The following is an 18,691-nucleotide window of genomic DNA, read 5'->3' as shown; positions in this document are numbered from 1 at the left end:
CATGGGTAATCCTTCATTGAAGACAGAGAGAGGCCCACTGGGGGCAAGCGGCTTGTTCGATGCGCACCGGGCAATGCACCGGCACCCGCTCGAACAGGCTTAGCAAGTCGGTGTTGCGCAGGCGTATGCAGCCATGGGACAACGCTACGCCCATGGGTTCCGTATCCGGCGTGCCGTGCAGGTAGATGTAACGGCGGAAGGTGTCGACCGCGCCCAGGCGGTTGATACCCGGCTCACAGCCGCTAAGCCAAAGGATGCGAGTGAGTATCCAGTCGCGGCCCGGGTATTGCGCGTGCAATACCGGCGACCACACCTCACCCGTCCAGCGCCGCCCGGCCAGTACTGCAGCAAGCGGCAGGCCCGCGCCAATTTTAGCCCGCACCTGATGCAGGCCACGCGGTGTGCAGCCCGAGCCATTGCGCTCGCCGGCACCGTTACGCGCCGTGGAAACCGGCAGGCGCACGCGCAGCTGGCCACGGGCAAAGCCGTACAGGCATTGGTCGGCGAGGGAAATGTGCAGTAGATCGAGATCGGGCATGGGCGCTAGCTTAGCCGAAGCGCCCTGCCCCGCCCAGCCTTCAGGCCTTGGCGGTAATAGCGGTAGTCTTGCTGCGTGGACGCAGCTGCGCCGTGGCCATGGCCTCGTCGGTGACGCCGCTGTCGGCACGCATGCCGGCGGCCAGGAACGGTACCATCAGGCGCATCACCTGCTCGATCGAGGTGTTGATGCCGAAGTCAGTTTCGGCAATGGCCCGCAGCGCCTTGATACCGGACATGCTGAAGGCGGCGGCACCGAGCATGAAGTGCACGCGCCAGAACAGTTCCAGTGGCGGAATACGCGGCGCGGCCTCGTTGACCAGCAGCATGTAGCGGCGGAACACTTTGCCGTACATGTCTTCCAGGTAACGCCGCAGGTGGCCCTGGCTCTGGCTGAAGGCCAGGCCCAAAAGGCGCATGAAGATCGACAGGTCGTTGTTGCTGCGCGGTTGCACGGCCAACGCCTGCTCCACCAGCATCTCCAGCAGCTCTTCGAGGCTGGGCTTTTGCTCCGGCTTGGCCTGGCGACGCTCCAGCTCGCGCTCGAGGCTGGCGCAGAACGGGCCGAGGAAGCGCGAGAACACCGCCTGGATCAACGCCTTTTTAGAGCCGAAGTGGTAGTTGACGGCCGCCAGGTTGACCCCGGCCTTGCTGGTAATCAGCCGCAACGAGGTCTCGGCGAACCCCCTTTCCGCGAACAGCTGCTCGGCAGCATCGAGAATGCGTTCAACGGTTTCCGATTGGGCCATGACTACTCCGCGTGCTCCGCCAGACAAACAGGTGTTTGAAACATACGTTTCAGGCCTGCTTCTGTCAAGGCTCGGTGACCGGGCGGTCGCCATTTAAAAGCAGCCTGGCTGCGGGCTGCAAGCGCCACCGCTCAGGTTTATTGCGCCTTTTGGCTTGCAGCGCATCCAGTACTGTATATAATCCCAGTCACTGTACAAAAAGACAGAGCGCTCACCATGTTGAAACTGACGCCACGCCAAGCCGAAATTCTCGCGTTCATCAAGCGCTGCCTCGAAGACAACGGCTTCCCGCCGACACGTGCCGAGATCGCTCAGGAGCTGGGCTTCAAGTCGCCCAACGCCGCCGAGGAGCACCTCAAGGCCCTCGCCCGCAAGGGTGCGATCGAGATGACCCCGGGCGCCTCCCGCGGCATCCGCATCCCCGGCCTGGAAACCAAGGCAGAAGAAACCGGCCTGCCAATCATCGGCCGGGTGGCTGCCGGCGCGCCGATCCTTGCCGAACAGCACATTGAGCAATCCTGCAATATCAACCCTGCCTTCTTCCACCCCCAGGCCGATTATTTGTTGCGCGTCCACGGCATGAGCATGAAGGACGTCGGCATCTTCGACGGCGACCTGCTGGCAGTACACACCTGCCGCGAAGCCCGCAACGGTCAGATTGTCGTGGCCCGCATCGGCGACGAAGTCACCGTCAAGCGCTTCAAGCGTGAAGGCAGCAAGGTCTGGCTGCTTGCCGAAAACCCCGAATTCGCCCCCATCGAAGTTGACCTGAAAGAACAGGAACTGGTGATTGAGGGTTTGAGCGTCGGCGTCATTCGCCGCTGATCCAGGAGGCGTCATGCAGCAGTTCATTCACGCACCCGAGCAAGCCCAGTTGCCCCTGTTCGAAGCATTCCTCGCCCAGCCCGTACTACCGGGCCTGAAAGCCAGCGAACTGGCGCGCAAGAGCAACCAGCCAGAACTGTTCAGCGAATTGTCGCTGCGCGGCGCCCCCGGGCACTGCCAAAGCCTGCTGGCACCGGTATTGCGCGAGTTGAGCGAAGAGGACGAGGCCCGCTGGCTGACCCTGATCGCCCCGCCGTCGAGCCTGACCCAGGCCTGGCTGCGCGATGCCGGCCTCAACCGTGAACGCATCCTGCTGCTGCAGCCTCGTGGCAACCAAACCCCGCTGCAACTGGCCTGCGAAGCCTTGCGCCTGGGCCTTAGCCACACGGTGGTCAGTTGGCTAGGCAATGTCAACGCCACCGCACGCCAGCAATTGCTGCGCGCCGCCAGTGTCGGAAACGCACAAAGCCTGAACATCCGCCTTGGCTGATGCTCAGGCTTTGCCTGTCTTTTGAAGAAACCTGATGCCCTGCTGCACCTTCAGTGCAGCACGCGCGGCCCTTCATCACGCTCGAGCTCGCCATCCATCAGGCGACCGGCCATCTGCACGCCAACACTGAGCATGGCCTTGGCCACTTCTACATGCTGGCCCTGCAGGAACACCTTGGCGTCTTCCGAGAAATCCAGGGTTACCAGAGAGCCCTCATCCTCGGCGCGACGCAGTTCGATGCGGCCATCAGGCAACTCGACAATTTCCAGAAAAGACGTAGACATAAATGGCAGTTCTCCGCGAAAGGCCAGCATTGTACCAGCCGTAACAGCTATCAGCACTCACTCAACGCGTCGCGGAAACGTCTCACCAGGCCCTTGAGGTTGTTGCGCCAGCTTTCCAGCTCGGCACGCGACAGCGCAGCAGGCTCGGGCTCATCGAGATTGACGGCCTGGATCAGTGGCTGTGTGACGTCGGTTTTCGGCGCTTTCCTGGCGACCGGTGGTCGGAACAAATCGGCATAAGCACTGAGCATTTGCGCCAGCCAGGTTTCACGCTGGCGGGCCAGCTCAAGCAGCTCGGCCACTTCCGGTATGGCGATGCCGTTCAGCGCGTCGTCGCCCAGCGCCTGCTCAACCGTTGCGACAACCGGCAGGCGGTAGAAGGCTCCGATTTCATGGCATAGGCCCAGCAGCGCGCCATACAGGTGGAACAGCGTCGACTCGCGCTCAGCCTGAACCAGGCCCTGGGCGTTCATGGCCTGGCTGTGTTCAGCCTTGGCCATGGACTCGAGGGCGAGGCCGGCGAAGAACAGTTTCTGGTTGGTGCGGGTGTAGGTTTCCTGGGCCATTTCTGGGCCCTCCCATCAGGCTGCAAGGCGAATACATGCATCATAAATGATTAGGGCCGCTTTGCGCCCCTTCGCGGCACAAGGCCGCTCCTACAAGGAATCGCGTTCTCTTGTAGGAGCGGCCTTGTGCCGCGAAGGGGCGCGCAGCGGCCCCAATTACAACGCTGTCAGATCAGCGCTTGTCTTCAACCTTCCAGGCATTGCCGTCGTAGAAGGCCTTCCAGCCGGTCGGCTTGCCATCGACCTCGGACTGCACGTACTGCTCCTTGGTCTTGCGGCTGTAGCGGATAACCGCCGGGCGGCCTTCCGGGTCTTTCTGCGGCGCATCGCACAGGAAGTGGTACTTAGGATCGATCTCATGCTTGTGCGGCACGATTTCAAGCACCAGCGGCGCACGGGTTTCGCGGTTTTTCGGGAACTGGCTGGCGGCCAGGAACAACCCCGAAGCACCGTCACGCAGCACGTAGGTGTCGTCGACCTTCTCGCACTTGAGCTCCGGCATGTCCACCTTGTCCATCTTCGGTGGCGCTGCCTCGCCGCTCTTTAGCAGCTTGCGGGTGTTCTTGCACGCCGGGTTGGTGCAGCCGAAGAACTTGCCAAAACGGCCGGTCTTCAACTGCATCTCGCTGCCACACTTGTCGCACTCCAGGCTCGGCCCTTCGTAACCCTTGATGCGGTAGCTGCCCTCTTCGATCTCGTAGCCAACGCAATCGGGGTTGTTACCGCAAATGTGCAGCTTGTGCTTCTCATCCAGCAGGTAGGCATCCATCGCTGTCGCGCAGATCGGGCAACGGTGCTTGCCCAGCAGCACGCGGGATTCCGATTCACCCTCGTCATCAGCGGCAATCTCATCACCCGGCACCAGGTTGACGGTGGCCTTGCAGCGCTCTTTTGGCGGCAGGCTGTAACCCGAGCAACCCAGGAAAACACCCGTGGAAGCGGTGCGGATCATCATCGGCCGGCCACATTCCTTGCACGGAATGTTGGTCATGGTCGGCTGGTTGGCGCGCATGCCGCCTTCGCTGGACTCGGCCGTCTGCAGCTTCTTGCTGAAGTCGCCGTAGAACTCGTCGAGCACGTTCTTCCAGTCACGCTCGCCCTGGGCCACGTCGTCGAGGTTCTCCTCCATGTCGGCGGTAAAGCCGTAGTCCATCAGGTTGGAGAAGCTTTCCGACAGGCGCTCGGTAACGATGTCGCCCATTTTCTCGGAATAGAAACGGCGGTTGTGCAAGGTCACATAGCCACGGTCCTGAATGGTCGAGATGATCGCCGCATAGGTCGACGGGCGACCAATGCCGCGCTTTTCCATTTCCTTGACCAGGCTGGCTTCAGTGAAGCGCGCCGGTGGCTTGGTGAAGTGCTGGCTCGGGTCGATCTGAATCAGCTTCAGCGCTTCGCCCTGGACCATCTCGGGCAGCACGTCGTCTTCGCCCGGCTTGCTCTGTTGCGGCAGCACGCGGGTATAACCGTCGAACTTGAGGATACGGCCCTTGGCACGCAGCTCGAAGTCGCCAGCAGCCACGGTGACGCTGGTGGACAGGTACTGCGCAGGCGGCATCTGGCAGGCAAGGAACTGGCGCCAGATCAACTCGTACAGGCGCTCGGCGTCGCGCTCCATGCCACTGAGCTTGGTCGGGTGGGTATTCACATCGGAAGGACGAATCGCTTCGTGCGCTTCCTGGGCCCCTTCCTTGCTGCCGTACACCAGCGGCGCCTCCGGCAGGTACTGTTTGCCGAATTCGCGCTCGATGTAGCTGCGCGCCATGTCCAGAGCGTCGACCGACAGGTTGGTCGAGTCGGTACGCATGTACGTGATGTAGCCGGCTTCGTACAAGCGCTGGGCCATCATCATGGTTTTTTTCACCCCGAAGCCCAAGCGGTTACTGGCCGCCTGCTGCAGGGTAGAAGTAATGAACGGCGCCGACGGCTTGCTGCTGGTCGGGCGGTCTTCACGCTTGACCACGCTGTAGCTGGAAGCCTTGAGCTTTTCCAGCGCGGCCATGGCCTGGGCTTCGTTCAGCGGCTTGAAGGCCTCGCCCTTCTCGCGCGCCACCTCGAAACGCACCTTGGCGTTCTTGGCGGTACCGAGGTCGGCGTGGATCTCCCAGTACTCTTCCGGGATGAATGCGCGGATTTCACGCTCGCGCTCCACCACCAGCTTCACCGCGACCGACTGCACACGGCCAGCAGACAGGCCGCGGGCAATCTTGGCCCACAACAGCGGCGAAACCATGTAACCGACCACACGGTCGAGGAAGCGCCGCGCCTGCTGGGCGTTGACCCGGTCGATGTCCAGCTCGCCCGGCTGCGAGAAGGCTTCCTGAATCGCCTTCTTGGTAATTTCGTTGAACACCACGCGCTTGTAGCGGGTGTCGTCACCACCGATGGCCTCGCGCAGGTGCCAGGCAATGGCTTCCCCTTCGCGGTCCAAGTCGGTTGCGAGATAGATGGTGTCGGCATCCTTGGCCAGGCGACGCAGTTCTTCGATCACCTTTTCCTTGCCAGGCAGGATCTCGTACTTGGCCTTCCAGCCGTGATCCGGGTCGACGCCCATGCGTGCCACCAGCTGGCGGCGGGCCTTATCTTTCGGCGACAGGGCCGGAGCCTCACCCGCGGCCTTGCCACGCTTGGCGGCTGGCTCTTTGCTTGCGCTGGCCGAACCGCTGGTGGGGAGGTCTCGGATATGGCCGATACTCGACTTCACCACGTACTGGTTGCCCAGGTACTTGTTGATGGTCTTGGCCTTGGCCGGGGATTCCACAATGACCAGCGATTTGCCCATGGATCGGAGTATTCCTGAATCTGAAAATGAAAAACGCGTCAGGTACCAAACGCGGCACCGCTATATATAGTGGCAAAAGTGTGAGGTCAAGCTCGGCTGATCACTCGTGCGACTTGCCCAGCAACCCAGGCAGCCCTTCTTCGGCCTTGACCAAAGCAAAGCGTGGCACCTGCTCGCCGTCAACCTCGACAGACTCCTGGAACATCAAAAGGGGGCGCACCCAGAAGCTGTAATCACCATACAGGCATTGGTAGAACACCATCCACTCTTCGTTCTCGGAGTGCCGCGCAACGCTGAAGACACGGTACTCAGGCCCTTTGTAATGCCGGTATACGCCTGGTTGTATCTGCATGTTGCCCACCCTCTTGAATAAACCTGTAAAAACAAAACCGGGGCACAAGGCCCCGGTTGCTATCCCGCAACGCGATCAGACGCGTTCGAAGACCGTGGTGATACCTTGGCCGAGGCCGACGCACATGGTCGCCACCCCCAGCGTACCGCCATTCTGCTTCATGACGTTGAGCAGGGTGCCCGAAATCCGTGCCCCGGAGCAACCGAACGGGTGGCCCAAAGCGATGGCGCCGCCGTGCAGGTTAACCTTCTCATCCATCTTGTCGAGCACTTTCAAGTCTTTCAGCACTGGCAAGGCCTGTGCAGCAAAGGCTTCGTTGAGCTCGATGAAGTCGATGTCAGCCATGGTCAGCCCGGCGCGCTTGAGCGCTTTCTGGGTCGACGGCACAGGGCCATAACCCATGATCGCCGGATCGACACCAGCCACCGCCATCGAACGGATTACCGCCAATGGCTGGATACCCAGGTCCATCGCGCGCTGGCCGGACATGACGATCATGCACGAAGCGCCGTCGGTGATCTGCGACGAGGTGCCGGCAGTGACAGTACCGCCTTTCGGGTTGAACGCGGGCTTGAGCGACGCCAGGCCTTCGAGGGTGGTTTCCGGGCGAATGGTTTCGTCGAAATCGAACACCTTCAGGAAGCCGTTCTCGTCATAGCCCTGCATCGGGATGATCTCGTCCTTGAACTTGCCTTCGACCGTGGCCTTGTGGGCCAGCTGGTGCGAACGCACGCCGAACAGGTCCTGCTGCTCACGGGTAATGCCGTGCATCTTGCCGAGCATTTCTGCAGTCAGGCCCATCATCCCGGAAGCCTTGGCAGCATGCAAGGACAGGTGCGGGTTAGGGTCGACGCCGTGCATCATGCTGACGTGGCCCATGTGTTCCACGCCACCGACCACGAACACATCGCCGTTACCGGTCATGATCGCCTGGGCAGCGGTGTGCAAGGCGCTCATCGAAGAGCCGCACAGGCGGCTGACGGTCTGCGCTGCAGACGTGTGCGGGATCTGGGTCATCAGCGACGCCATACGGGCGATGTTCCAGCCCTGCTCCAGGGTCTGGTTGACGCAGCCCCAGATCACGTCCTCGACTTCTTTCGGGTCGACCTTGCCGTTGCGTTCCAGCAGCTTGCTGATCAGGTGCGCCGACATGTCTTCGGCGCGGGTATTGCGGTGCATGCCACCCTTGGAGCGGCCCATTGGCGTGCGACCGAAGTCGACAATCACCACGTCTCTTGGATTCAGGCTCATATCAAATCTCTCGCTCTAGCTCGTTGACCGCTCAGTTGAAGAAGCGCTGGCCGTTCTTGGCCATTTCACGCAGCTTCGCAGTCGGGTGGTACAGCGGCCCCAGATCGGCGTACTGATCGGCCAGGGCGACAAATTCGGCCACACCGATCGAGTCGATGTAGCGCAGCGCACCACCGCGGAAAGGAGGGAAACCAATGCCATAGACCAGGCCCATGTCGGCTTCGGCGGCGGTTTCGACAATACCGTCTTCCAGGCAGCGCACGGTCTCCAGGCACAGCGGGACCATCATCCAGTTGATGATGTCTTCGTCGGTGACTTCACGCTGCTCGAACACGATCGGCTTGAGCACGTCGAGCACGGTGGCGTCGAAGACCTTCTTCGGCTTGCCGCGCTTGTCGGTTTCGTAGGCGTAGAAGCCCTTACCGTTCTTCTGGCCCAGGCGGTTGGCCTCGTACAGCGCGTCGACGGCCGAGCGGCGCTCGTCCTTCATGCGGTCCGGGAAGCCTTCGGCCATCACGTCGCGGCCGTGGTGGCCCGTGTCGATGCCAACCACGTCCATCAGGTAGGCCGGGCCCATCGGCCAGCCGAACTTTTCCATGACCTTGTCGATGCGGACGAAGTCGACACCGGCACTGACCAGCTTGGCGAAGCCGCCGAAATACGGGAACAGCACGCGGTTGACCAAAAAGCCCGGGCAATCGTTGACCACGATCGGGTTCTTGCCCATTTTCTTGGCGTAGGCCACGGTGGTGGCGACCGCCACTTCACTGGACTTCTCGCCCCGGATGACTTCCACCAGCGGCATCATGTGCACCGGGTTGAAGAAGTGCATGCCGACGAAGTTTTCAGGGCGCTTGAGCGCTTTTGCCAGCAGGTTGATGGAGATGGTCGAGGTGTTGGAGGCGAGGATCGCATCTTCCTTCACCTGGCCTTCCACTTCAGCCAGCACGGCCTGCTTCACTTTCGGGTTTTCGACCACAGCCTCGACGACGATGTCGACATTGGCGAAATCGCCATAGGACAGGGTCGGGCGAATGGCGTTGAGTGCCTCGGCCATCTTGGCCGGGGTCAGGCGACCCTTGTCGACGCGGTTGCCGAGCAGCTTGGAGGCCTCGTTCAGGCCCAGCTGGATGGCTTCCTCGCGAATGTCCTTCATCAGGATCGGGGTGCCCTTGACCGCCGACTGGTAAGCGATGCCGCCACCCATGATACCGGCGCCGAGCACGGCGGCCTGCTTCACGTCATGGGCGATTTCGTCATGCGCCTTGGCCTTGCGCTTGAGCTCCTGGTCGTTCAGGAACAGGCCGATCAGGCTTTCGGCAACCGACGTCTTGGCCAGCTTGGCAAAGCCTGCGGCTTCGACTTCCAGGGCCTTGTCGCGGCCGAAGTTGGCGGCTTTCTGGATGGTCTTGATGGCTTCGACCGGGGCCGGATAGTTCGGGCCGGCCTGACCGGCGACGAAGCCCTTGGCGGTCTCGAAGGCCATCATCTGCTCGATGGCATTGAGCTTGAGCTTTTCCAGCTTTGGCTGACGCTTGGCCTTGTAGTCCAGCTCACCACTGATGGCACGCTTGATCAGGTCCAAGGCACCGGCCTGCAGCAAATCAGGGGCGACCACGGCGTCGACGGCACCCACTTTCAGTGCGTCTTCGGCACGGTTTTCCTTGCCGGAGGCGATCCACTCGATAGCGTTGTCCGAACCGATCAGGCGCGGCAGGCGCACGGTGCCGCCAAAGCCGGGGTAGATACCCAGCTTGACTTCCGGCAGGCCGATCTTGGCGCTGCTGGACATGACCCGGTAGTCGGCGGCCAGGCACATTTCCAGGCCGCCGCCCAGGGCGATGCCGTTGATGGCAGCAACGGTCGGCACTTCGAGGTCTTCGAAGGCGCTGAAGATGCGGTTGGCTTCCAGGTTGCCGGCGACCAGTTCGGCCTCGGGCAGCTTGAAGTTGTCGACGAACTCGGTGATGTCGGCGCCGACGATGAACACGTCCTTGCCACTGCTGACGATCACGCCCTTGACCGAAGCATCGGCCTGGATGGCGTCGACGGCCTGGCGAAGCTCGTTCAGGGTCAGGCGGTTGAACTTGTTGACGGACTCACCCTTGAGGTCGAACTTGAGCTCGACGATGCCACTTTCAAGAGCCTTAACCGTGATGGCTTTACCTTCGTAAATCATCAACTGATCTCCACGATATGGAAGCTGAACTGTACACGCCGATCGCTGCAGCAGAAGCAGGCCTAGCTGCCCTGCCCCAGGCACACCCGTCAGCGCGCTAGTCGGAAGTATGGCTTGGCGTCATGACATACAAACGCTCAATTCATACGCCCGTTTGATTTGGGTGTGCACACATTCTCCGAAAAGATCGGCGTTGTCAAATGCTCACGAGCACGGCGAAAACGCGACTTTCCAGTCACTCTGTATCGTCCGGGTACAAAACATGATGACAGTGATCGCCGACCATTCATGTCAGCGATTGACCACGCCCAATTGAACAGTGCTGCATCTTTCGGCTTGCGCGGCAACCCAAGGCGGCTACACTGGCACTTGCTTGAGTGAATACCCGGCCTGCCTGGCCTTTTCTGCGCAGCAGAACGCAAAGCGGCGACTTGGCACCCCACCCCTTCAGGGTTCTGCCAAGCCGCCGCTTTGTCGTTTAAAGCTACTGAAACCGCCGCATTCCCTGTGGGAGCGGGCGTGCCCGCGAAGAATTGTACGCGGTCGCTGGCACCGGCTACGCCGATGTTCGCGGGCCTGCCCGCTCCCACAGTGGTCGGTGACAAGCCATGCTGATCGGTGGGCTGTCAGGCGAGGGTTTCGAGGACGTAGGCAACATCTTGCAATACAGCTGTATCACCCCGTTCAGTCCAGTACAGGGCAATCATTCGTGCGTCGGCTTCGACCTTGTAAGCACTCGCCGGCAAGCGCGCCAAGGCCTCCCTGAAGCGTGGGTCTTCGCAGGGCTCGCGCCACTGGTTACACCACACCCCGGGGCTGACCTGCCAGAAGCTGAAAGCGTCTTCATGCCCACGGCGCCGTGCCCGGTGGTATTGCGGGCAAGGGCTTGGAGGCTCCTTTTCGAGCCAGTGCGGCCACTGCTGCGGCGCCAGCTGCATGGCCAACCCCATGCGCCGTGCCTCCAGGCGCAGTTTCATCTGCTCGCTCTGCTTGCGCGAGCCGCGCAGCCAGGAAAGCGGGCTGAGAATCAGCGCAAGGATTGACACCACCAGCAATACCGTCATATCAGTAGTTCCCATAAAGCGTTGCAAATGAGCTGGTTAGCCATTTCACGGAAGACCCGCCCGAAAGCGACCATACTTCTTCTATCGCGATTGTCAGGAGTACCGCTCATGTCCTACGAACATCTTCTGGTCGCCGTCGACCTGACCGAAGAATGCGACCCGGTGATCAAGCGCGCCATGGCGCTGGCCAAACCTTCGAATGCCAAGGTTTCGCTGGTGCACATCGTCGAGCCGATGGCCATGGCATTCGGCGGTGACGTGCCCATGGACCTGTCGCAACTGCAACAGCAACAGTTCGACCAGGCCAAGGAGCGCATGGACCGCCTGTTCAACAAATACCCCGACATCCAGCGCGGCGATTCGCACCTGACCTACGGCCAACCGCGCCAGGAAATCCACCAACTGGCCAAGGACCAGAAGTGCGACCTGATCGTGGTCGGCAGCCATGGCCGCCATGGACTGGCGTTGCTGCTGGGTTCCACGGCCAATGACGTGCTGCATGGTGCACCGTGCGATGTTCTGGCGGTGCGGTTGCAGAAGAAGACTGATTAAACCTGCCCCGGCCCTATCGCAGGCAAGCCAGCTCCCACAGGGATACCACAAGGCCTGAAACCTGTGGTGTACCTGTGGGACACCAGAAGGCTTGAAACCTGTGGTGTACCTGTGGGATACCACAAAGCTTGAAACCTGTGGTGTACCTGTGGGAGCTGGCTTGCCGGCGATAGGGCCAGTTCAGGCTGACGCCGATCAGCCTTCCAGCTCGGCCCAGCGCTCTACCAACGCATCCAGCTCACCTTGCAGCTTCTCGATCTTTGCAAGCACTGCCGAAGTTTCCGCGATCGGCCGCTGGTAGAAGCCCGCCGCATTCACTTCTTCCTGAGCCTCAGCCATGCGCTGCTCAACTTCGTCGATCTGCCCTGGCAGCATTTCCAGTTCACGCTGCAGCTTGTAACTGAGCTTTTTCTTCGACGCCTCTTCCGCCACCGGCGCAGCCACTGGCGCGGGTTTGTCCTCGACTTTCTCCACGACCGCGCTGTTGAGCTCGGACTTGCCACCCTTGCTCTCGGTCACGCCCAGCAGCTTTGGCGAGCCACCTTGGCGAATCCAGTCCTCGTAGCCGCCCACGTACTCACGCACCTTGCCCTCGCCTTCGAACACCAGGGTGCTGGTGACGACGTTGTCGAGGAAGGCCCGGTCGTGGCTGACCATCAGCACAGTGCCCTTGTAGTTGGACAGTACTTCTTCGAGCAGCTCGAGGGTTTCCACGTCCAGGTCGTTGGTCGGTTCGTCGAGCACCAGCAGGTTGGCCGGTTTGCTGAACAGCTTGGCCAGCAGCAGGCGCGCACGCTCGCCACCCGACAATGCCTTGACCGGCGTGCGGGCACGCTGAGGGCTGAACAGGAAGTCGCCCAGGTAGCTAAGCACGTGGCGGTTCTGGCCGTCGATCTCGATGAAGTCACGGCCTTCGGCCAGGTTGTCGATCACGGTCTTTTCCAGCTCAAGCTGGTGGCGCATCTGGTCGAAGTAGGCCACTTCCAGCTTGGTGCCACGCTCGACCTTGCCCGAAGTGGGCTCCAGGCCGCCAAGCATCAGCTTGAGCAAGGTGGTCTTGCCGGTGCCGTTGGCACCCAGCAGGCCGATACGGTCCTGGCGCTGCAGGACCATGGAAAAGTCCTTGACCAGCATTGGCCCGCCGGCGTGATGGAAGCTGACGTTTTCCAGCACCATCACCTGCTTGCCGGATTTTTCTGCCGACTCGATCTGGATGTTGGCCTTGCCCTGGCGTTCGCGGCGCTCGCCACGCTCCACGCGCAAGGCTTTCAGCGCCCGCACGCGGCCTTCGTTACGGGTGCGGCGGGCCTTGATGCCCTGGCGGATCCACACCTCTTCCTGGGCCAGGCGTTTGTCGAACAGCGCGTTGGCGGTTTCTTCGGCGGCCAGTGCGGCCTCCTTGTGCACCAGGAAGCTGGCGTAGTCACCATTCCAGTCGATCAGGCCGCCGCGGTCCAGTTCAAGGATGCGGGTGGCCAGGTTCTGCAGGAAGGACCGGTCGTGGGTGATGAACAGCACCGCACCGTTGAAGCTGCGCAGGGCCTCTTCGAGCCAGGCAATGGCACCGATGTCCAGGTGGTTGGTCGGCTCGTCGAGCAGCAGCAGGTCGGGCTCGGACACCAGCGCCTGGGCCAGCAGCACACGGCGGCGCCAGCCACCGGACAGCTCGGCCAGGGTCTTGTCGGCCGGCAACTGCAGGCGGCTAAGGGTGCTCTCCACCACTTGCTGCAGGCGCCAGCCATCACGGGCTTCCAGCTCGTGCTGGACGTGCATGAGTTTTTCCAGGTCTTCGTCGTTCTGGATATTCATGCTCAGGTGATGGAACTGCGCCAGCAGCTCGCCGACGCCATCCAGGCCTGCGGCCACCACATCGAACACCGTGCGCTCGTCCGCCACCGGCAACTCCTGCGGCAGCTCGCCGATCTTCAGGCCCGGGGCACGCCAGACTTCACCGTCGTCGCCCTTCTGCTCGCCCTTGACCAGGCGCAGCATGCTGGACTTGCCAGTACCGTTGCGGCCGATGATGCACACCCGCTCACCACGAGCGATCTGCCAGGACACTTTGTCCAGCAGCGGCATGGCGCCGAATGCGAGGGACACATCGCTGAATTTGAGCAGGGTCATGTTGGTCTCCATAAATCGGGCGCGCATTCTACCTGACTTGGCCCTCGACAGCATCCGCCTCGCCACCCGACGAGGGCTTTGCGACATCTGGTCGAAGTTAATATCCCGATACAAGCACAGTGCTTTCACCCGCCGCCGGCAAACAGCTAAGCTAAGGCAATTGCTTCCAACAGTGCTGGCTCCGCCGTCACTTCCCCATGGTTCAACTGCCCGGACGTATCATGCGCAGCCGCCTGTTACATATTGCATCCTGCCTGCTGCTCACCGCTGCCACCTGCGCGGCGCAGGCCACCGACCTCACCCAGCAACGCCAGTACTACGACGAGGCCAAGCGCGCGCTGGCCAAGGGCGACAAAGGCCCGTACCTGCGCTATGCCCAAGCCCTGAGCGACTACCCGCTGACACCCTACCTGGCCTACGACGAGCTTACCGCCCGCCTCAAAAACGCCAGCAACCAGGAAATCGAAGGCTTTCTTGCCAAGCATGGCGACCTGCCACAGGCCAACTGGATGAAACTGCGCTGGCTACGCTGGCTGGCCGAGCGCGGCGAATGGGACACCTTCGTCAAATACTACGACCCCAAGCTCAACTTTACCGAACTGGACTGCCTCAACGGCCAGTATCAGCTCAGCCATGGCCTGCGCGCCGAGGGCTACGCCACAGCCGACAAACTGTGGAACGTCGGCAAATCGCAACCTGCCGCCTGCGACACGCTGTTCGGCATGTGGGCGGCCGAAGGCCAGCTGACCGAAGCCAAGCGCTGGGAACGCACCAAGCTGGCGGCCCAGAGCCGCAACTACGCCTTGGCCAACAACCTGGTCAAGACGCTGACCACGCTCGGCCCGCAGGGGCGTCTGCTGGTCGACGTGGCGCAGAAGCCTGAGCTGCTCAACCAGCCGTCGCGCTTCACCCCGGCCAACGAAGCCATGTCCGATGTGGTCAGCCTCGGCCTGCGCCGGCTGGCCCGGCAGGACCCGGAGCGGGCCATGGCACTGCTCGACGATTACGCCCAGCGCATGCACTTTTCCCGCGACGAGAAAGTTGCCATCGCCCGCGAAATCGGCCTGACCCTGGCACGCCGCTACGACCCGCGCGCACTCGACCTGATGACCCGCTACGACCCCGAGTTGCGCGACAACACCGTCAGCGAATGGCGCCTGCGCCTGCTGCTGCGCCTGGGCCGCTGGGAAGATGCCTACGCGCTGACCAAGCGCCTGCCCCAGGACCTGGCCGGCAGCAGCCGTTGGAAATACTGGCAGGCACGTAGCCTGGAGCTGGCCGAGCCGAACAACCCGCAGATCCCGCTGCTGTACAAGACCGTCGCCCGTGAGCGCGACTTCTACGGTTTCCTTGCCGCCGACCGGGCACAGACGCCGTACCAGCTGAACAACAAGCCCCTGCTGCTGAGCCCGCAACTGGTCAAGAAGGTCCGCAACACACCCGGTATCCAGCGTGCACTGGAATTCCACGCCCGCGGCCAGATCGTCGAGGGCCGCCGCGAGTGGTACCACGTCAGCCGCCACTTCACCCGCGACGAAATGGTTGCCCAGGCACGCCTGGGCTACGACCTGCGCTGGTACTTCCCGGCCATCCGCACCATCAGCCAGGCGCAATACTGGGACGACCTGGACATCCGCTTCCCGATGGCCCACCGCGACACCCTGGTGCGCGAAGCCAAGGTCCGCGGCCTGCATTCGAGCTGGGTATTCGCCATCACCCGGCAAGAAAGTGCATTCATGGAGGATGCGCGCTCGCCGGTGGGCGCCAGCGGCCTGATGCAGCTGATGCCGGCCACGGCCAAAGAGACCGCGCGCAAGTTCAGCATCCCGCTGGCATCACCGGCGCAGGTGCTGAACCCGGACAAGAACATCCAGCTGGGCGCAGCCTACCTGAGCCAGGTGCACAGCCAGTTCAACGGCAACCGGGTGCTGGCCTCGGCGGCCTACAACGCAGGGCCCGGGCGCGTGCGGCAGTGGCTGAAAGGCGCCAAGCACCTGAGCTTCGATGTGTGGGTGGAATCGATCCCGTTCGACGAAACGCGCCAATATGTGCAGAACGTGCTGTCGTATTCGGTGATCTACGGGCAGAAGCTGAATTCGCCGCAGCCGCTGGTGGATTGGCATGAGCGGTATTTCGATGACATGTAAGGCCTGCTGAACCTGAACCGGCCCTATCGCCGGCAAGCCAGCTCCCACACAGGTTCGAAGACTTGTGCGCTACCTGTGGGAGCTGGCTTGCCGGCGATAGGGCCGGTTCAGGCAGCACATTCACTCCAGAACTTCCACCTGCATTCCTACTTCAAGCCACCCACTGCCATCCACTGCCAGGTTCTGCCCGAACAGCACATCCCCCTCCTTCTCGCGAAAGCTCTTGAGCGTGACCATCGGCTCGCGGTCCGCACTGCGCTCCCCGGTTGCCGGGTCTATCGTGGTAAAAATGCACCGCACACTGGGCTTGAGCAAGCGAAATTCCAGGTTGCCAATACGGATCCGCTTCCAGCCATCCTCGGCAAACGGCTCCGCCCCTTGCACAACCAGGTTGGGCCGAAAGCGCAGCATTTCCATGGGCCGGCCAATACGCCGGTTGAGCTCGTCCAGCGAGCCCTGCCCAATCAGCAGCAAGGGGAAGCCATCGGGGAACGCCGCCCGATCACTGTTGTAGCCATAGCCATTGGGCAGGTAACGCGCGCGCTGCTCCGGGCAATGCACCAGCCGCACAGCCTTGCCCAGCAACCCGCTCAACCAGGCCGCCGCTGCGTCGCCGGCATCCGGCACGCGCAGGGTGTCGCGCCAGATCGTCACGCCGCGCAGGGCGTCATCGGCAGCGGGCACAGGCACCTGCAACGGCACCCGCCCAGGCGCCTGCAGCAGTAACTGGCCGTTGTCGTCATCGCGCGCGTCGATCTGGCCAAGTTGTGGCCAGGCCCGCTGGGTCAGGCAGCGTCCATTTTCTTCCTCCACGACCATCCAGCGCCGGTCGCCCTGCAGCCCCAACAACCCGACCCTTGATCCCTGCAGGCTTTGCGCCTGACCCGACTTCACCGGGTATCGATACAGCTCACTGAGAAACATCCCTGCCGCCTCGCGTCATGCCAAATGCCAAGCTTATACCCGGCAGGCCCGGCGATCACGCAGTGGCGGCATCCAGTAGCAGGCGTTGCTTGACCACATCGACCAGACGATCAGGCTGGAACTTGGACAGGAAGTTGTCGCACCCTACCTTCTTCACCATGGATTCGTTGAAACTGCCCGAGAGCGAGGTGTGCAAGACTACGTAGAGCTGACGCAAACGGGCATCGCTGCGAATTTCGGTGGTCAGCCGGTAGCCGTCCATTTCCGGCATTTCGGCGTCGGTGAACACCATCAGCAGTTTTTCGCACACGTCCTCGCCGGCATCGGCCCAGGCCTTGAGCATGCGCAACGCCTTCAGGCCGTCACTGGCCATGTGCAACTTCACGCCCAGCTGTGAAAGGGTGTCGCGCAACTGCGCCAGGGCCACACTGGAGTCGTCAACCAGCAGCACCTCGCGGCCACGGGCACGGGCCAGCACCGGGTCGGCGAGCTTTTCGCCGGAAACCCGGGCGTTGTACGGCACAATCTCAGCCAGCACCTTCTCCACGTCGATGACCTCCACCAGCTTTTCATCGACCTTGGTGATGGCCGTCAGGTAGTGCTGGCGCCCGGCGCTGGCAGGCGGCGGCATGATCGACTCCCAGTTCATGTTGACGATGCGGTCGACGCCGCCCACCAGAAAGGCCTGTACCGAACGGTTGTACTCGGTGACGATGATGGTGCTGTCCGGCCCTGGCTGCAGCGGGCGCATGCCGATCGCCTGGGACAGGTCGATCACCGGCAGGGTCTGGCCGCGCAGGTTGACCACCCCGCAGACGAAGGCGTGGCGTTGGGGCATCAGGGTCAGCTTGGGCAGCTGCAGCACTTCCTGCACTTTGAACACGTTGATCGCGAACAACTGTCGGCCGGCCAGGCGAAACATCAGAATTTCCAGGCGGTTCTCACCCACCAGTTGCGTGCGTTGGTCTACTGTGTCGAGAATGCCAGCCATTGGAAAACCCCCAGGCTTGAGTCAAAAAAGTGAAAACATCCACCTTGTATCGGCGGCTTCACGTACACCTTGACCCTTGCGGAAAAATGCCGTGAAGGCAATTGATATCACTTTACCATCATGCTTTACTGCGGGCATTCCACGGTAAATCAGCAGCGGCGACAAAAGTTCCCCACCTGAGCCCGATATCAGGGAAACCCCTAGCTGCAATCGGGCGCAACCTGATGTTCGCGATATCCTTTAGCCATTAATGTGACGCCATTCTCAATGCATGAATGGAGTCAGGCTTTTGCTAGCTATCGTTTTGGCGTGCCCGCCCCCTGCGCCTGCCCTACGCGCGGGGACCTGATTATGGACACTGCCTTATCGTTCTATGACGCCCTGCAGAATTACCTGCTGGATGCCCAGGTATTGCTGACCCAGGCCCAGGAATGCCTGCAGCATCTGGAACTGATCGACAATGATCCGGATGCCTGCCGCTGCCTGGACAACACCCTCGACAACCTTGCCCGGCAAGCCACGCGCCTGGGCCTGCGTGAAGTCGCCCATTACACCAACGCCCTGCAGCAGTTGCTCGCCCCCGCCTGTCACGGCGGTTGCCTGCAACGTGAAGCCCTGCCCGCGCTAGGGGCCTGCCTAACCTTGCTGGCCTGGCAACTGGAACTGCTCGATACCCGTACCGGGCGACTGAACCTGGACATCGGCGAACAACTGGTGTTGCTGAGCGACCTGGCCAAGGTCGTGCAAAAACCCTTTGCGCCGGCCTGTGCTTCCTGCGACGAGCAAAGCAGCGTTTGCCTGCATTCGCACACCACAGTGGCAGTGGGCACAGGCACCGGCCGCTGGAATCCACCGTATTAACCTGACACAAAGT

At 61.9% G+C, this 18,691-nt stretch carries 17 protein-coding genes; 5 read left to right on the top strand and 12 right to left on the bottom strand.

Translation table 11 applies throughout. From position 1 onward, the window contains the following. Positions 1 to 13: 13 nt before the first annotated feature. On the bottom strand, positions 14 to 538 hold the full coding sequence (locus JOY50_RS25080) for a L,D-transpeptidase (RefSeq protein WP_132846158.1): 525 nt from the start codon (positions 536 to 538) through the stop codon (positions 14 to 16). A 40-nt stretch (positions 539 to 578) separates the two neighbouring features. After that, positions 579 to 1,286 carry a TetR/AcrR family transcriptional regulator gene (locus JOY50_RS25075; protein ID WP_132846156.1) on the bottom strand — a complete coding sequence of 236 codons (708 nt, stop codon included), beginning with the start codon at positions 1,284 to 1,286 and terminating at the stop codon, positions 579 to 581. Positions 1,287 to 1,502: 216 nt separating this feature from the next. On the opposite strand from JOY50_RS25075, the gene lexA reads away from it, so the two are divergent. Next, positions 1,503 to 2,111, top strand: a complete 609-nt coding sequence (gene lexA, locus JOY50_RS25070; protein WP_019470227.1) for a transcriptional repressor LexA — start codon at positions 1,503 to 1,505, stop codon at positions 2,109 to 2,111. 13 nt (positions 2,112 to 2,124) lie between these two features. Next, complete coding sequence (gene sulA, locus JOY50_RS25065; RefSeq protein WP_063425182.1) at positions 2,125 to 2,601, top strand: SOS-induced cell division inhibitor SulA; 477 nt, start codon at positions 2,125 to 2,127, stop codon at positions 2,599 to 2,601. A 50-nt stretch (positions 2,602 to 2,651) separates the two neighbouring features. Here the strand turns inward: sulA and JOY50_RS25060 are convergent, their stop codons facing one another. The 7 genes from JOY50_RS25060 to JOY50_RS25030 form a co-directional block, all read right to left on the bottom strand. Next, positions 2,652 to 2,885 (bottom strand): hypothetical protein, encoded by a 234-nt coding sequence (locus JOY50_RS25060; RefSeq protein WP_003248777.1) that lies wholly within the window; start codon positions 2,883 to 2,885, stop codon positions 2,652 to 2,654. Positions 2,886 to 2,935: 50 nt separating this feature from the next. Then, the gene (locus tag JOY50_RS25055) at positions 2,936 to 3,451 is read right to left on the bottom strand and encodes a DUF6586 family protein (RefSeq protein ID WP_138737671.1); all 516 of its coding nucleotides are present in this window, start codon (positions 3,449 to 3,451) and stop codon (positions 2,936 to 2,938) included. Between the two features lie 172 nt (positions 3,452 to 3,623). Beyond that, on the bottom strand, positions 3,624 to 6,233 hold the full coding sequence (gene topA / locus JOY50_RS25050) for a type I DNA topoisomerase (RefSeq protein ID WP_019470223.1): 2,610 nt from the start codon (positions 6,231 to 6,233) through the stop codon (positions 3,624 to 3,626). A gap of 100 nt (positions 6,234 to 6,333) precedes the next feature. Further along, the gene (locus tag JOY50_RS25045) at positions 6,334 to 6,585 is read right to left on the bottom strand and encodes a DUF1653 domain-containing protein (RefSeq protein WP_016485639.1); all 252 of its coding nucleotides are present in this window, start codon (positions 6,583 to 6,585) and stop codon (positions 6,334 to 6,336) included. A gap of 75 nt (positions 6,586 to 6,660) precedes the next feature. Next, positions 6,661 to 7,836 (bottom strand): acetyl-CoA C-acyltransferase FadA, encoded by a 1,176-nt coding sequence (gene fadA, locus JOY50_RS25040; RefSeq protein ID WP_012271343.1) that lies wholly within the window; start codon positions 7,834 to 7,836, stop codon positions 6,661 to 6,663. Positions 7,837 to 7,867: 31 nt separating this feature from the next. Beyond that, positions 7,868 to 10,015: a fatty acid oxidation complex subunit alpha FadB gene (gene fadB / locus JOY50_RS25035; protein ID WP_138737670.1), complete on the bottom strand. Its 2,148-nt coding sequence runs from the start codon at positions 10,013 to 10,015 to the stop codon at positions 7,868 to 7,870. A gap of 626 nt (positions 10,016 to 10,641) precedes the next feature. After that, entirely contained in the window at positions 10,642 to 11,079 is a 438-nt protein-coding gene (locus tag JOY50_RS25030; protein ID WP_063425174.1) for a hypothetical protein, read from the bottom strand. 108 nt (positions 11,080 to 11,187) lie between these two features. On the opposite strand from JOY50_RS25030, the gene JOY50_RS25025 reads away from it, so the two are divergent. Further along, positions 11,188 to 11,631, top strand: a complete 444-nt coding sequence (locus tag JOY50_RS25025) for a universal stress protein (RefSeq protein WP_243056030.1) — start codon at positions 11,188 to 11,190, stop codon at positions 11,629 to 11,631. Positions 11,632 to 11,826: 195 nt separating this feature from the next. On the opposite strand, the gene JOY50_RS25020 is transcribed toward JOY50_RS25025, so the two are convergent. Further along, positions 11,827 to 13,755 (bottom strand): ATP-binding cassette domain-containing protein, encoded by a 1,929-nt coding sequence (locus JOY50_RS25020; protein WP_028614036.1) that lies wholly within the window; start codon positions 13,753 to 13,755, stop codon positions 11,827 to 11,829. A gap of 221 nt (positions 13,756 to 13,976) precedes the next feature. On the opposite strand from JOY50_RS25020, the gene JOY50_RS25015 reads away from it, so the two are divergent. Then, positions 13,977 to 15,902, top strand: a complete 1,926-nt coding sequence (locus JOY50_RS25015) for a transglycosylase SLT domain-containing protein (RefSeq protein ID WP_138737669.1) — start codon at positions 13,977 to 13,979, stop codon at positions 15,900 to 15,902. Between the two features lie 120 nt (positions 15,903 to 16,022). On the opposite strand, the gene JOY50_RS25010 is transcribed toward JOY50_RS25015, so the two are convergent. Both JOY50_RS25010 and JOY50_RS25005 read right to left on the bottom strand, forming a co-directional pair. Further along, entirely contained in the window at positions 16,023 to 16,826 is an 804-nt protein-coding gene (locus tag JOY50_RS25010; protein ID WP_243056029.1) for an MOSC domain-containing protein, read from the bottom strand. A 55-nt stretch (positions 16,827 to 16,881) separates the two neighbouring features. Beyond that, positions 16,882 to 17,817: a chemotaxis protein CheV gene (locus JOY50_RS25005; protein ID WP_019472502.1), complete on the bottom strand. Its 936-nt coding sequence runs from the start codon at positions 17,815 to 17,817 to the stop codon at positions 16,882 to 16,884. A gap of 351 nt (positions 17,818 to 18,168) precedes the next feature. On the opposite strand from JOY50_RS25005, the gene JOY50_RS25000 reads away from it, so the two are divergent. Further along, positions 18,169 to 18,678 carry a histidine kinase gene (locus JOY50_RS25000; RefSeq protein ID WP_243056028.1) on the top strand — a complete coding sequence of 170 codons (510 nt, stop codon included), beginning with the start codon at positions 18,169 to 18,171 and terminating at the stop codon, positions 18,676 to 18,678. Positions 18,679 to 18,691 lie beyond the last annotated feature (13 nt).

Origin of the sequence: Pseudomonas sp. BP01 (assembly GCF_022760795.1) — a bacterium.
Classification (GTDB): domain Bacteria; phylum Pseudomonadota; class Gammaproteobacteria; order Pseudomonadales; family Pseudomonadaceae; genus Aquipseudomonas; species Aquipseudomonas putida_Q.
Note: the sequence above shows the minus strand (reverse complement) of the source record. Positions and strands in the feature narration are given on the sequence as shown.

What these genes read in the sequence shown, in the direction of transcription:
- JOY50_RS25080 (WP_132846158.1), bottom strand. Translation starts at nt 538, where the DNA reads ATGCCCGATCTCGATCTACTGCACATTTCCCTCGCCGACCAATGCCTG.
- JOY50_RS25075 (WP_132846156.1), bottom strand. Translation starts at nt 1,286, where the DNA reads ATGGCCCAATCGGAAACCGTTGAACGCATTCTCGATGCTGCCGAGCAG.
- lexA (WP_019470227.1), top strand. Translation starts at nt 1,503, where the DNA reads ATGTTGAAACTGACGCCACGCCAAGCCGAAATTCTCGCGTTCATCAAG.
- sulA (WP_063425182.1), top strand. Translation starts at nt 2,125, where the DNA reads ATGCAGCAGTTCATTCACGCACCCGAGCAAGCCCAGTTGCCCCTGTTC.
- JOY50_RS25060 (WP_003248777.1), bottom strand. Translation starts at nt 2,885, where the DNA reads ATGTCTACGTCTTTTCTGGAAATTGTCGAGTTGCCTGATGGCCGCATC.
- JOY50_RS25055 (WP_138737671.1), bottom strand. Translation starts at nt 3,451, where the DNA reads ATGGCCCAGGAAACCTACACCCGCACCAACCAGAAACTGTTCTTCGCC.
- topA (WP_019470223.1), bottom strand. Translation starts at nt 6,233, where the DNA reads ATGGGCAAATCGCTGGTCATTGTGGAATCCCCGGCCAAGGCCAAGACC.
- JOY50_RS25045 (WP_016485639.1), bottom strand. Translation starts at nt 6,585, where the DNA reads ATGCAGATACAACCAGGCGTATACCGGCATTACAAAGGGCCTGAGTAC.
- fadA (WP_012271343.1), bottom strand. Translation starts at nt 7,836, where the DNA reads ATGAGCCTGAATCCAAGAGACGTGGTGATTGTCGACTTCGGTCGCACG.
- fadB (WP_138737670.1), bottom strand. Translation starts at nt 10,015, where the DNA reads ATGATTTACGAAGGTAAAGCCATCACGGTTAAGGCTCTTGAAAGTGGC.
- JOY50_RS25030 (WP_063425174.1), bottom strand. Translation starts at nt 11,079, where the DNA reads ATGACGGTATTGCTGGTGGTGTCAATCCTTGCGCTGATTCTCAGCCCG.
- JOY50_RS25025 (WP_243056030.1), top strand. Translation starts at nt 11,188, where the DNA reads ATGTCCTACGAACATCTTCTGGTCGCCGTCGACCTGACCGAAGAATGC.
- JOY50_RS25020 (WP_028614036.1), bottom strand. Translation starts at nt 13,755, where the DNA reads ATGACCCTGCTCAAATTCAGCGATGTGTCCCTCGCATTCGGCGCCATG.
- JOY50_RS25015 (WP_138737669.1), top strand. Translation starts at nt 13,977, where the DNA reads ATGCGCAGCCGCCTGTTACATATTGCATCCTGCCTGCTGCTCACCGCT.
- JOY50_RS25010 (WP_243056029.1), bottom strand. Translation starts at nt 16,826, where the DNA reads ATGTTTCTCAGTGAGCTGTATCGATACCCGGTGAAGTCGGGTCAGGCG.
- JOY50_RS25005 (WP_019472502.1), bottom strand. Translation starts at nt 17,817, where the DNA reads ATGGCTGGCATTCTCGACACAGTAGACCAACGCACGCAACTGGTGGGT.
- JOY50_RS25000 (WP_243056028.1), top strand. Translation starts at nt 18,169, where the DNA reads ATGGACACTGCCTTATCGTTCTATGACGCCCTGCAGAATTACCTGCTG.